Origin of the sequence: Aeromonas sp. ZOR0001, assembly GCF_000801015.1 — a bacterium.
Classification (GTDB): domain Bacteria; phylum Pseudomonadota; class Gammaproteobacteria; order Enterobacterales; family Aeromonadaceae; genus Aeromonas; species Aeromonas veronii.
On record NZ_JRJY01000145.1, the window covers coordinates 28064 to 41203 of the forward strand.

Annotated in this window: 12 protein-coding genes and 2 tRNA genes; 3 read left to right on the forward strand and 11 right to left on the reverse strand. The window is 58.7% G+C overall.

The features are described from left to right. The first annotated feature begins 40 nt into the window (after positions 1-40). Positions 41-1099 (forward strand): FUSC family protein, encoded by a 1059-nt coding sequence (locus L972_RS17695; protein WP_042054492.1) that lies wholly within the window; start codon positions 41-43, stop codon positions 1097-1099. 77 nt (positions 1100-1176) lie between these two features. Here L972_RS17695 and L972_RS17700 read toward each other — a convergent pair whose 3' ends face one another. From L972_RS17700 to L972_RS17740, 9 genes are all read right to left on the reverse strand, one after another. Beyond that, positions 1177-2550 (reverse strand): HD-GYP domain-containing protein, encoded by a 1374-nt coding sequence (locus L972_RS17700; RefSeq protein ID WP_047439968.1) that lies wholly within the window; start codon positions 2548-2550, stop codon positions 1177-1179. An 87-nt stretch (positions 2551-2637) separates the two neighbouring features. Then, positions 2638-3192, reverse strand: coding sequence for a DUF3332 domain-containing protein (locus L972_RS17705; protein ID WP_047439970.1), 555 nt, complete (start codon positions 3190-3192; stop codon positions 2638-2640). Between the two features lie 180 nt (positions 3193-3372). Further along, the gene (locus L972_RS17710) at positions 3373-4674 is read right to left on the reverse strand and encodes a methyl-accepting chemotaxis protein (RefSeq protein WP_047439972.1); all 1302 of its coding nucleotides are present in this window, start codon (positions 4672-4674) and stop codon (positions 3373-3375) included. 90 nt (positions 4675-4764) lie between these two features. After that, complete coding sequence (locus tag L972_RS17715; RefSeq protein ID WP_047439974.1) at positions 4765-5244, reverse strand: GNAT family N-acetyltransferase; 480 nt, start codon at positions 5242-5244, stop codon at positions 4765-4767. Between the two features lie 97 nt (positions 5245-5341). Next, the gene (locus L972_RS17720; protein ID WP_047439976.1) at positions 5342-5785 is read right to left on the reverse strand and encodes a DoxX family protein; all 444 of its coding nucleotides are present in this window, start codon (positions 5783-5785) and stop codon (positions 5342-5344) included. Further along, positions 5782-6534 carry an HvfC/BufC N-terminal domain-containing protein gene (locus L972_RS17725; RefSeq protein ID WP_047439978.1) on the reverse strand — a complete coding sequence of 251 codons (753 nt, stop codon included), beginning with the start codon at positions 6532-6534 and terminating at the stop codon, positions 5782-5784. The genes L972_RS17720 and L972_RS17725 overlap by 4 nt, the downstream gene beginning before the upstream one ends. Continuing rightward, on the reverse strand, positions 6527-7375 hold the full coding sequence (gene bufB / locus L972_RS17730) for an MNIO family bufferin maturase (protein WP_047439979.1): 849 nt from the start codon (positions 7373-7375) through the stop codon (positions 6527-6529). The genes L972_RS17725 and bufB overlap by 8 nt, the downstream gene beginning before the upstream one ends. A gap of 72 nt (positions 7376-7447) precedes the next feature. Further along, the gene (locus L972_RS17735) at positions 7448-7711 is read right to left on the reverse strand and encodes a BufA1 family periplasmic bufferin-type metallophore (protein ID WP_005334862.1); all 264 of its coding nucleotides are present in this window, start codon (positions 7709-7711) and stop codon (positions 7448-7450) included. 434 nt (positions 7712-8145) lie between these two features. Next, entirely contained in the window at positions 8146-8346 is a 201-nt protein-coding gene (locus tag L972_RS17740; RefSeq protein ID WP_005334863.1) for a YbfA family protein, read from the reverse strand. A gap of 212 nt (positions 8347-8558) precedes the next feature. Between L972_RS17740 and L972_RS17745 the strand changes: the two genes are divergently transcribed. Beyond that, positions 8559-8852 carry a hypothetical protein gene (locus L972_RS17745; protein WP_005347702.1) on the forward strand — a complete coding sequence of 98 codons (294 nt, stop codon included), beginning with the start codon at positions 8559-8561 and terminating at the stop codon, positions 8850-8852. Between the two features lie 48 nt (positions 8853-8900). On the opposite strand, the gene L972_RS17750 is transcribed toward L972_RS17745, so the two are convergent. Together L972_RS17750 and L972_RS17755 are read right to left on the reverse strand one after the other, a co-directional pair. Then, positions 8901-8974: transfer RNA gene (locus L972_RS17750), tRNA-Cys, on the reverse strand. 57 nt (positions 8975-9031) lie between these two features. Beyond that, a tRNA-Gly gene (locus L972_RS17755) sits at positions 9032-9107 on the reverse strand. A gap of 249 nt (positions 9108-9356) precedes the next feature. Here L972_RS17755 and L972_RS17760 point away from each other — a divergent pair. Further along, positions 9357-12794: an ATP-binding protein gene (locus L972_RS17760; RefSeq protein WP_043822397.1), complete on the forward strand. Its 3438-nt coding sequence runs from the start codon at positions 9357-9359 to the stop codon at positions 12792-12794. Positions 12795-13140 lie beyond the last annotated feature (346 nt).

Sequence of the window (13140 nt, forward strand, 5' to 3'; positions counted from 1 at the left end):
ATGCACGGCGCCCCGTCCCCCACCTGACAGGAGGCAGACCGTGCGTCTTGATGCCCCCCTCTCCCGACTCGATCTACTGGTCTATGGCCGCTACCGGATCGTCCATGGCCTGCGCATTGCGCTCGCCTTTATGCTCACCTTTCTGCTGACCCGCGAGCTGAAACTGCCGGAGAGCACCTGGCCGCTGATAACCTTGGTGGTGGTGATGGGCCCCATCTCGTTTTGGGGCAATGTGCTCTCCCGCGCCCTGCAGCGGGTGGTGGGCACCATCTTCGGCGCCAGTTGCGGGGTGGTGGCGCTCTATCTCGAGATCTACTCCCTGCCACTCACCCTGATCTGGTGCGGGTGCATCATGTTCCTCTGCGGCTATCTGGCCCTCGGCAAGCGCCCCTATGTGGGGCTGCTGATCGGCATCACCCTGGGAGTCACCATGGGGGCCATGCCGGGGGACATAGAGACGGCGCTGTGGCGCAGTGCCGACGTGATACTGGGCTCCCTGCTGGCGCTGCTCTTTTGCAGCATCTACCCCCAGCGGGCCTACAGCCACTGGCGGCTGCAACTGCACCAGATCCTGCAGCAGTCGGGGCGGCTCTATCACACCCACCTCTCCCCCAATGTGCTGGAGCGCCCGCGCCTCAAGCACAATCTCTCCCAACTGCTGGCCCAGACCGGCAAACTGCGGGCCCTGCTGGCCCCTGCGGCCAAGGAGACGCGCCACAGCGTCGCCCTGTTTGATGCGGTGCAGGTCACCATGCGCAACACCCTCTGCACTCTTGAGATGCTGGCCAACACCTACTGGAACGATCGGGAGAGCCACTTCCTGATGCAGAGCACGGCTGCGCTGCAAGCCTGCCATCTGGCCACCGAGGAGGCGATCAACCAGCTTGCCCTGATGATGCAAACCGGTGACGGGCGTGGCGCGGATGCCGCCATCGCCCGCCTGCACGAGGTAGCAACCCAGGTATCGCTGCCGCCCAACGCAGAGGCAGCCATCAATGGTTACCTCTGGCTCAACGTCCAGCTGACCGAACAGCTCACCCACCTGCGCCGCCTGCTGGGGCTGATCCTCACCCCGCCCCATCGCAAGCAGCCCGACTAGACCCAATGCAAAACGCCCCGCAGTGGCGGGGCGTTTTGCTGTCTGACTGGCCGTTTGGGCCATGAAGGCAGCAAATCTTAACTGGCATTGGCCAGCGGCTGCTCGGTGGTGAGGTAGAGGGAGAAATCCTGAATACCCGCCTGCAGGGCGGCAAAACAGTCGGGGTCTATTGCGGTGCCCAGATTCTCCGCCATCATCTCCAGCGCCTGCGGCACAGGGATGGCGCCGCGATAGGGGCGCTTGGCGGTGATGGCATCGAAAATATCGGCTGTGGTGATGATGCGCGTCTCAAGGGTAATCTCGTTCCCCTTCAGCCCCTTGGGGTAGCCCTTGCCATCGAGCCGCTCATGGTGGGCGCCCGCCACTTGCGCCAGCTCCTCGAAGGCGCCGATGCGGCTCAGGATCTCCTCGGTGTAGGCGGCATGCATCTGCACCGCCGCCCACTCCTGCGCATCGAGCTTGCCCGGCTTGTCGAGGATGGCGTTGCTCACCCCGAGCTTGCCCACATCATGGAGCAAGGCGCCCCGCTTGAGCCAGCGTCGACGCGACTCGGACAACCCCATCTGGGTGGCAAGAATGTCGGTATAGAGCGCAACCCTGCCGCTGTGACCCGCGGTGTAGGGACTTTTGGAGTCCACCACCTGCCCGAAGGCGGCCGCGATTTCATCCAGATAATCCTCATCCGGCGCCACCTCCCCCTGTCCGGCCGGGTGGACCAGCACCCACTCGGTCAGTCGGGGATCGGCCAGCCCTTGCCAGAACTCCTCGTCGGCCAGCGCTTCAAATTCCCGAACCAGCGCCGGATCAAACCAGCTGCCGCTGCGCTCGCGCAGCTCCTTGAGCGCCGCATCCGGACCTGCGGCTGCGTGAAACACATCCACCACCTGACAGAGCAGGGCAATACGGGAGAAGAGCGGGATCATCTCGCCTGCCAGTTGCAGGGGCCGACCTTTGCCATTCCAGTGCTCATCAAGGGAGAGGATGCCATCGGCTACCTCGTCACTGAAACGCAGCTGGCGAGCAATATCCGCCCCCCGATGGCAGCGGGTCTGGATCAGTTCGTTGGCAATCTGGTCACCGTTGCGAAAGATATGAAACAGGCTGCGAAAACGTCCCAGCAGATCCGCCTGCAAGCCGGTGTGGCCCAGCACAAAGTTGACTACCTCGGAGAGGGAGCCATCCACCAGTTTGAAATCGCGTTTGAAGTGAAGATCGTCGGTGAGATATAGCTCGCAGATGCGGGCGGCATTGCTGCTGCACCCAAGATCCTTAAGCAGGAGCGTGTAGTAGAGATCATGGCGCAGCCGGGCGTCCAGTCCCAGCCGTTCCCCCAGACGGGAACCTATCCAGCAGCAGCGAATGCAGTGTCCTCTTGGTTGCCCCTCGGTCATATCGAGCGCATGACTGAGGGAACCAATCAACTCCGCCAATCGCAATCCATTCACCGTCATAGTCTACTCCCTTAGACATCATGGCGATTTTGCCAGCAGATTAGGTATACCCCATCTGAAGCTGGATCGATCTGGATTCAGTTGAATTTAGGCAGCAGCCTTGCCCTGATTCGCCCGCTCTTCCAGCTCGGCGCGGCTCAGGGTAGATACAAAGCGGCCATCGAAGTAGATATCCATCAGCTCGCCACGCTTCTCGCCACGCATCATGCTGCGGCGGCCATCCAGATAGTGCACCTCCATCTGGGCGGTATGCTCGTCCGGGTAGCTGATCTCCACCTCGCGCACCCCTTGTGGCAGCATGGCCAGCGGCACCGTCTTGAGGGCCGGATCCAGATGCTGGTTCACCTTGATCACCGGATTGGCTTTCATGTCCACCACAGCTGGAGATTTGCCGGTGATGGGATTCTTGCCAGACCAGAACTCGATGGTATTGAAGACGAACAGGTCAGCGGTCGCGGCCAGACCGTAGACAGGGGAGAGCAGCATAAAGACCCCGGCACGAGCGTAGCGGTTATCCACCACGCTCAGGTTGCCCTTGGTGACCATGCCGGAAAGCCCCATCTGCCCCATACAGCCGCCCAGACCCATGCTCGCGACCATAACCAGCAGGGCCATTGCCCGCCCCTTCTGTTGTAATGCCATCGTGTTCTGTTCCTGCTCTGAAATAAATGAGGCGGCAAGCCTAATCAAGGGGCCAGAAGAGGACAATTCACAATGGCGGGACGATACAGGAGGGGTTCAGATTGGCATATCAAGTGCGCAATAAATAAGCACCGATGGGATTATCATCCGATCGGTGCCTCGTTCAACAACCCATAACCGTCAGGAGCCGATGGCCAGATTGGAGACTGTCTCGGTCACATTGATGGCACCCTGCTCGATCTGCGCCATCACGCCACTCACCTCGCCGATCTGCTCCTTGCCACGCTGGGCGCTGGTCGCCACCTCATTGATGTTGCCGGTGATCTGGGCCGTCAGTTCGCGGTTTTTCTGAACCACGCTGGCGATCTCGCCGGTCGAGAGGGAGGTGCGCGCAGCCAGCTGACGTACCTCGTCGGCCACCACCGCAAAGCCGCGCCCCTGATCGCCGGCCCGGGCAGCCTCGATGGCTGCGTTAAGGGCCAGCAGATTGGTCTGCTCGGCAATACTGCTGATGGTCGAGACAATGGCTTCAATGCTTTTCGACTGCTCATTGAGCTGGCCAATCAGGCCGGAAGTGCGACTCACCTGTTCGGAAATGGCGCTGGAGATGGCAACCGATGCCGCCAGCAGCTCAGACCCGGTTTCGGCAAAGCGGGTGGTCTCCTGCGAAATGGTCTGGGCTATGTTGGCCGCCTCGCTCACTGCCTGGGCGCGCTTGATCCGCTCTGTCACCTCACTGGCAAACTTGATCACCTTGACCACCTTGCCGCTCTCATCCTTGATGGGGTTGTAGGTAGCCTCCAGCCAGATCTCGTTACCGTGGCTGTCACGGCGACTGAACAGCCCCGACTTGAGCTGGCCGTGGGCCAGATCGTCCCAGAAGTGGGGTTGCTCGCGATAGAAGCTCTCATCGCAAAACAGCCTGTGATGCTGCCCCTTGAGCTGAGAAAGGGAGTAACCGACGCAGGAGAGGAAATTCTGATTGGCCGTCACAATCTCCCCCTTGGGGGTGAACTCGATAATGGCGAGCGCCCGATCGAGTGCCGAGATGATCGCTTTCTGACGACTCAACTGCTGATAACTCTCGGTAATATCGGAGGCTATCTTGACGACCCTGACCACCTTGCCCTCAACCTTGATCGGGAAGTAGGTAGCCTCCAGCCACAACTCCCTGCCATGTTTGTCAATGCGCTGGTAGATGCCACTGTGGGAATGCCCCTGACGCAACTGTTCCCAAAACTGGGCGTAGGAGGATGACTGGGCGTAGTGGGCATCACAAAAGATCCGGTGGTGTTTACCAATCACATCCTGCTCGCTATAGCCCACCACACTCAGAAACAGCGGGTTCACCTCGAGGATCTCGCCACCTGGTGTGAAACTGATGGTAGCGACACCGACTTTTACTGCATCAATAAATGCCTGGGCCTGGGCCAACTGCATTTGACACGCTTGTAATTCCGCTTTGATTTTGAAGTTGAACATCTTGCCCTGCCCCTCTGTTACCTGTTTACAACTACATCACATCTGCATGAACTTTAGACGAGAAACCATAGAGATAACGGGGCCCATCGATTAAGGTGCCAGGTCCCACTCCAGATAGGCCGGATTGGCGACAAAGCCGATCCGCTCATAGAGAGGGCGCCCCTGCTCGCTGGCATGGAGCCACACCTTGCCCAGCTGACGCGATCTGGCGAAGGCTGTAATGGCATCGAGCAGCGCCGTGGCGATCCCCTGCTGGCGCCATTGTGGCCGCGTATACATATTGAGCAGGTACCCCTCCATCCCCGCCAGATTGCCGGGATAGGGTGGCCGTTCAAACAATGCCAACGTCCCTGCCGCCACGATCTGTTTGCCGCCCTCTTGCATATCGGCCTCAGCCAGCCAGGATAAAGCACTCTCTTCACTCATCGCCCGGGTGAAATAGTCAAGGGTGGCCTGCCACAAGGCCGGGTCTGCCTGCGGCGTCACCAGCTCACCGACCTCACAAAACAGCTCCATGCGCAGCGCCACCAGTGCGGGAATATCTGCGGCCCTTGCCTGACGAATGATCATGGGTTGCTCCTTTTCTCTCATGGGAAATTTCGCCGGCCGTCATTATGACAAAGAGCGCCTTGTGGCGCTCTTTGTCATAGGGGAAACCACTGATAAATCAATGGCTGCGACGTGTCAGCCAGTGATCCAGGCTCAGCACACCGCCGCCCCAGATGATCAGGGTCAGCAGCATCCAGCCCCACAGCTGGTGATCGTAAAAGCCACCCGCCCAGAGGGTCGGGTAGGAGATCACCGCCATGATATTGAAGCCAAACAACAGCAAGGCGGCCGGGCGAGTAAAAAGCCCCGCCAGCAGGAAAAGCGGCAACAGCAGCTCGGTTGCCGTACCCAGATAAGCAGCCCACAACCAGGGCAGCAGGGGCACCTGATACTCGGATTCAAACAAATAGAGGGTGGAATCCCACGCCGTCAGCTTGAGCCAGCCTGAAGTGAAAAAAACCGAGGCGACCCACAGCCGCGCCAGCAACAGCACACCAGCGCTGCTCCAACGCGGCAAATCACCACTCGAGCTGGCCAGCGCCAGCCATTTGTTTGCCATCATGGCATTACCTCCATATCCACCAGCATACCAAGAGTTATCAGGCGAGTGAGATGTTCACTGGCCGCAGGGTCGGCCGCCAGCAGATCGACCAGCGCCGTACCAGCGAGACAACCCTGTAGCAGCGCCCACTCACCCGCCGTCAGGGGCAAGGGGGCAACCCGGCAATCCGGCTGTTTCTTCAATGCCAACCAGACGGGGGCATCAAGCACCTCCACCGCTTCACCACCATGCAGCGCCATCTGCCACAGGGCCAGCACCGGATAATCGCTGGCAACCAGCAGCAGATCCGTGGCTGGCAACAGCCGCAGCCGCTCCCATTGTTGCGGCGATAATGCGGCCAGACGCTCGGCTGGCCAGCAGCGTGATTCCAGCGGCAGCAGACTGGCACGCTCAAGCTGCCATTCGAACTGCGCCAGCGCCTCCAGCCAGGGCAGTCCGGTTGTAGTTGGCAAGCGGGCCAACCATTGGCCAAATCCGGCGCCATAGTGCATGACGCTCCCTTCCCTGAGGGGCTCGGCCAATACGAAGCCACGGGCCGCCGCTGCAAAAAAGTCATCCCCGACCATAGCCTTGACGGCGGGATAACTGCTCGCCAGCACCTCGCCAAGGCTCAGGATGAAGTGGTTGCGATAGACCTGCAGCACAGACTCGGCAGAAAAGAGCCGGGAGCTGATGTGAGGGGAAATGGCGTCAGGCGCCCCCAGCAGACCCTCGGCAAAATGCTGTTGCAGCTGTGCCAGCTCAGCCATGGGCCACCTCCCGTGGCGCACTCATGGCGCGCGCCTCATCCAGAATGGTACTGGCCTTCGCCGCCTCTGCCAGCAAGACCGGCAGCGGCGGGATCTCGAGGTCCCACTCAATCAGGGTCGGAATGGCCTGCTTGCGGCAGATCTGGCGATAGAGTTCCCAGACCGGCTCCACCACAGGGGCGCTGTGGGTATCGATATAGAGGGAGCCTTCCGGCAGCTGTTTCTCGGTATAACCGGCCAGATGGATCTCCCCGACGGTGGCGAGATCGATCGCCGCCAGATACTCATCGCAAGAGAAACCGTGATTGAAGGCACTGACATAGAGATTGTTGAGGTCGAGCAGGATGCCGCACTCGCTGCGCTGCTGCAGCTCGGCCAGAAATTCCCACTCGCTCATCTCCCCGGGCAGTTGCAGATAGGAGGAGGGATTTTCAATCAGCATGCGGCAACCCAGGGTCTGTTGTACCTGCTGGATCTTGTCGCTCATGTTGCGCAGGGAGGCTCGGGTATAGGGCACCGGCAGCAGATCGTTGAAGTAACGCCCGCCAATGCTGCCCCAGCTGAGATGTTCGGATATCCGTACCGGTTTGATCGCCGCGGCCAGTGTCGACAACTGCTGCAGATGGTGCGGATCGAGCGGGTCGGCAGAACCAAGGGACATGCCAACGCCGTGAAGACTGACGGGGTAGTGTTGCGCCAGTTCGGCGAGCACCTGAAAACCCTGGCTGTGCCGTTCGAAGTAATTTTCACTGTGCACCTCCAGCCAACCGACTGCCGGCAGGGTTTGCCGGATCTCGTCGTAATGGGGAGTGCGTAATCCGATACCAATCAAAGGGTTCATCGCAAGACTCGCTTTCGCCAACCAGAGAAGATGCAGGGGGCGACCCATTGGCCATCCCCTGCCCGATGTCTCTTACTTGGGTTGCAGCGAACCGCCGACCAGCTTCTCGCACAGCCCTTTGGGCATCACCACAAAGGCATCACCCTGAGCATCTTCCTTGGCAGTACCGGCGCAGGAGCTGCTCTTGGTCGCACAGTCATTTTTGCTGGCCTTGACCACGCCGTAGCACTTCTCCTTTTCATCGGCAGCCATTGCTGGTGCCGCGATAAATTGGGCGCCCAGCGCCAGCAGACCGGTCATGGCGGAGGCGATAGCAGTGCTTTTTTTAACATTCATGTTCATGTTCCTTTTGATGTCGTTGGATGTTGCTGATATCCCCGATTTGTCGCAACCGGGTACCTGCAATAGAACCGGCGAACGGGATATTCCCTTTCAAAAAAACACAAAAAAGAGTTAAACAACCCAAAGCGAAACAAACAAGGCATTGATTTAAAACAGCAATTTCTTCATTGAAAATTTCTCGACGACCACCCATTAATGAACGAGGAAAGTGCCATATGGTGCTTTCATCCCGTTAATCTTCTTCACTGCTTCCATCAAAAGAGATGCGTCAGACATAAAAAAGCCCCGCCAACAGGCAGGGCTGGATGCAACTTTAAAGAAACAAGAAACAAACAATCGGAGTGGTGTTGGGAGCCAGGAGTTGCGGCAAGCAGATAAAAAAAGAGACAGCTTTGGCTGTCTCTTTTTGCACATGGTGCGAATGGGGTTTAGTAGAAGATCCGCTCGCCACGCTCGCTCATTTTGAGCCACACCGGTTTGGTGCTGGTTTTGTTCCAGATCCGGTGCAGATAGCTGTAGAAGCGGGCACGATCGCTGCGAAACAGCATCACGGGGAAAGCCAGAATGCCCACCAGCAATACATAAATGCGACGAAGAATAATCTGAGTCAGGGAAAAGGGATGAAACATGATGTAACTCCTTACTGGTAAGACCACTGAGCAAAGATTACCCCACTCCATGTAGGATTACTACATCACCAACGCATTTTTTTATAAAAAAATGGTGAAAAATGGGAAATACTGAAAACGGGTTACGTCATTAACCAACAGTTAACAAACTTGCGAAAATCGTGCGCTTTGCCACAGTTATCAGGGGAAAAACATGCAGTAGGGAGACACGCATGAAACTGCCGGAAGTAGCACTGCTGGTGCTGATGGTTGCCCTGACACGGGCACAACTGGAGGAGTGGCAACTGAATCGGGAAGATGCCATCGTGCTGGCCGAACGGGGCGTGCCCACCGTCAGCCTGTGGCAATGCGGCACACTGAAGCAACGGATTGCGGATCTCAACCAGCACAGCGCCGAGGTGCAGTTTCAATATCGGGGGCAAAACATGGCGGATGTGAGCCACTATCTCGAGCGCGAGTGGAAACAGGCTGGCTGCGAACAGTTACTGGTACAGCAAGGATACTGACCAAGGCTCAGACTCGAAGAGTGATTATTGAGATAAACAGAGAAAATATGGAGGCACGTTCCGGAGTCGAACCGGACTAAACGGATTTGCAATCCGCTGCATAACCGCTTTGCTAACGCGCCATGCTGACAAGACTGATTGTCTTGAAAGTGAGTTCCATCGTTGGTGCGATGGAAAATTGGAGCGGGAAACGAGACTCGAACTCGCGACCCCGACCTTGGCAAGGTCGTGCTCTACCAACTGAGCTATTCCCGCGTTACTGCTTTCGTGCCAGTTACCTGACAACGAGGCGCATTATACGTAGCACGAGCGCCAGCACAACCCCTTTTTCGCAATTTAAACCCTGATGCAGACTGTTTGCTCAGGGTTTATACGCCTTGCTGCATTTTTCTCCAGTCAGCTGTGACCCACCAAGCGAATTTGGGATAAAGTCGTTGAAATGATTACGCTTTCGTTCGAGACTTGAGCGGCTTAATAACCGGATTCTCAATTGAAAATCACAAGATGAAATGGATCTTCACGCTTCGTGGGCTCAGGCCGCAGTTAATGCTGGCTTTTTTCATGTTGGGCATGGTGCCCTTTTTGGTCATCACCCTCTTCTTCCTATACAGCCACGGCAAGGATCTCACCACCCAGACCTCCAACCATCTGGTCTCCGTTCGTAATATCAAGAAGAGTCAGCTCGAGGATTACTTCAACAACCTCAAAGAGCAGATCATCAACTTCTCCCAGCAGGATTTTGCCGGCAACAGTATCGGCCGTTTCTATGGCTTTACCGGCGCCTTCGAGAAGTTGGGCACCACACCGCAGGAGGCCCGCAGCCGCGCCCAGGCCCGCTATCTGCCCGGCTCCTGGGATCAACTGCGCAAACCGGACAGTCAGGTGGAGATCGAACCCTCCATCACGGCGCTTATCCTCGCCGACGAGATGTATGGCCGGGTGCACCAGCGCTTTCATCGCGGCTATGCCGACATGGTGCGCAAGTCCAACTACAGCGACATCTTTCTGGTGGACCTCAACGGTGATGTGGTCTATTCGGTCACCAAGCACCCTAACTTTGCCACCAATCTGCTCTCCGGCCCCTATCAGGGCAGTGGCTTGGGCCAGACCTTCGCCAAGATCAAACGCCGCCTCGATGGTGGCCAGAAACCACAGCAGATCTTCGAGTTCACTGATTTTGGCCGCAACGAGCTGACCGGGCAGGTGGTCGCCTACATGGCAGCCCCCGTGATGCAGTACGACTATGTGCGCGGTGTGGTGATTTTCGAGCTGCTGCCGGACAAGCTCAACCAGATCATGGCGGAGCGGGAGGGGCTTGGCGAGACCGGCGAGACCATCCTGATCGGCCCTGACAAGCGGATGCGCGCCGATGCCTGGCTGGCGCCGGAGTTCAGCGTCGAGAACAGCTTCAGCCCCAATTTCCGGCCGCTGCAAACGCCCCTCATCACCAAGACGCTCTCCGGCGAGCAGGGGGTAGGGCTGTTCCACTCCTATCAGGATGACGAGGTGCTGGCCGCCTACACCCAGGTGAAGGTGTTCGATACCGAGTGGGCCTTTATTGCCGAGATCTCCACCCGGGAAGCCTATGCCCCGATCCGCCAGCTGGAGACGCTGGTCATCGTGCTGGGCGCGGGTTCGGTGCTGCTGCTGATCCTCTTCTCCCGCTGGCTCTCCCACTCCATCACGGCGCCGCTGCGCTCTCTCACCGAAGCAGCCGAGCAGGTGGCCGACGGCGCGCTGGATCACCCCATCGCCATCGAGCGCACCGGCGATGATATCGACCGGCTGGCCGAGGCGTTTCGCCATATGCAGCGCTCTGTGAAGGACAAGATCGAACTCATCGAACAGCAGACCCAGGAGCTGCAACAGCAGGTCAAGCTGACCCACAAGCAGAACCTCAGCCTGCAGCAGGCGGACAAACTCAAGGATGAACTGCTGGCCAACACCTCCCACGAGCTGCGCACCCCCATTCACGGCATCAAGGGGATGGCCGAGTCGATGCTCGCCAGCCAGCAGGATTTGACCGAAGGACAGCAAAAGCAGCTCGGGCTCATCATCAAGAGCGCCGATGGCCTGGCCCGTCTGGTGGACGATCTGCTGGACTACCATCAGATGCGCTACGGCCAGCTGGAGATCCACTCCCAGCCCGTCTCATCCAAGGGGGTTATCCGGCTGGTGCTGGACCTCTGCCAGCATCTGGTGCAGGCCAAACCCCTCACTCTGGTGGATATCAGCCCGGCCGAACTGCCGCCGGTGCTGGCCGACGAACAGCGGCTCGAACAGGTGCTCTACAACCTGGTGGGTAACGCCATCAAGTACACGCCGCAGGGCAAAGTGGTGCTCAGTGCCATCGTCGAGAACAACTTCCTGCGCATCAAGGTCACGGATACCGGCATCGGCATCGCCCCCGACCATCTGGAGCACATCTTCGAGCCGCTGGTGCAGATGAGCCCGGAGGTGAGCAAGCAGGGGGCAGGCCTTGGCCTCTCCATCACCCGCCAGCTGGTGCACTTGATGGGGGGCGAGCTGTTTGTCGAGAGCGAGCCGAGCGTCGGCTCTACCTTCGCCTTTACCCTGCCCCTTGCCACCGGCAAAGCGGCCAATCTGACTCTCGACAGCCGCCAGATCGAGCATCAGCTGGTGCGCCAGCAACCGCTGATCCTGCCGGACTGGGAGAGCGACGATCTGCCCCCTCCCCCCGAGGATGCGCCGCTCATTCTGGTGGTGGATGACGAGCCCATCAACCTGCACATCCTGCGCCATCTGCTGCAGCCCTGCGGCTACCGCATTCTGCCCAGCAGCGATGGCCACGATGCGCTGGCCAAGCTGGCCGAAGAGCCGGTGGACCTCATTCTGCTCGATGTGATGATGCCGACCCTTTCCGGTTTTGACGTCTGCCGTCGCCTGCGCCAGCAACACCCGAAAGATATGCTGCCGGTGCTGCTGCTCACCGCCCTCAACCAGCCCAAGGATATCGAGGAGGGCTTCGGGGCCGGTGCCAACGACTATCTGGTCAAACCCTTCTGCAAGGAGGAGCTGTTTGCCCGGGTCAAGGCACTGCTGGAGGCCAAGGCCGGACGCGCCTCGCTGGTAGAAAACCGGCTCTTGAAGCAGGAGATCGAACATCGCCTCACCCTGCAGGATCGACTGCATCAGGATCAGCAGCGCCTGCTGGCCCTGCTCGGCGAAGGGGCCGACCCCATGATCTTTATCGACGAGCAGGGCACAGTGCTGTTTGCCTCCCGGGTGCTGGCGCGCCTGCTGGGACAGGAGCCGGAAGCCATGGAGGGGCAGCCCCTCAATGAGTGGCTCGCCACCCCGCTGCAACAGCAGTGGCCCGACCTTGCCAGCGAGCGGGAACACAATCTGGAGTTTCTGGTGGCCGGGCAAAAAGATGTGCTCAACGCCCGTGCCCTGCCCATCGCGCTCGGAGGACAGGCCGCTTTCGCCCTCACTCTGAGTACCGAGCTGCGTCAGGATGAGAACCGGGTAATGGCGCTGGAGAACGCCCTCAAGAACCTCTCGCGGCAAGCCATCATCGAAGATGAACAGCTGCTGGGCGAGCTGAGCCGCCTGGGTGGCGAGTTCCGTTCGCTGGCCGACGACCTTATTCGCCAGCAGGATGACGAGCCGCTGCGCCGGGCGCTGGTAGAGACCATGCAGCTCACCCTGGATGCCTGGCAGCAGGGGACCGGCAAGGGCAAAATCGTGCTGGCGGAGAAGAGCAAGCTGTGGCGCGTCTATATGGACAGATCCAGCCCGCAGACCCGCACCCTCGACAAATACCTGAGTCTGGACACCCTGCCCAAGTCGCCACGCTGGAAGACGGTGGTGGCCACCACCGAGTATGTGCTGGGCCACTGCCCGCTCAATGACCACCAGCGCCAGCAGTTGCAGCACAGCGCCCAGACCCTGCGTCAACTCGCCAACCGCAAGCCGTGACACGGCGCCCTAAACGGGCGCCGGATCACAATTGGCAATCTGGTTTCTTTTTATGCAAAACAAAGCCCCGCCCGACCCCGAAACCGAGAGCAGATCCAATTCACAAATTTGTCATATACGCCATTTTCACAGCCACTTTCTACACGAGAGCAAATAACGCAAACCAATGATTCTAAACAGATAAAAAAGCATTTTGACGAGATTGACGTAACACCGTCAATTTTTACGAAAACAACGAAATCAATAGTTGTTGTTTTCCTGTTAATTCTGGTTTGCTTAGGGCGTTGGAAAACAGAACGACAAAGGTTAGACACCTGACCAACACAGAGGGCCGATTTCATCAGCA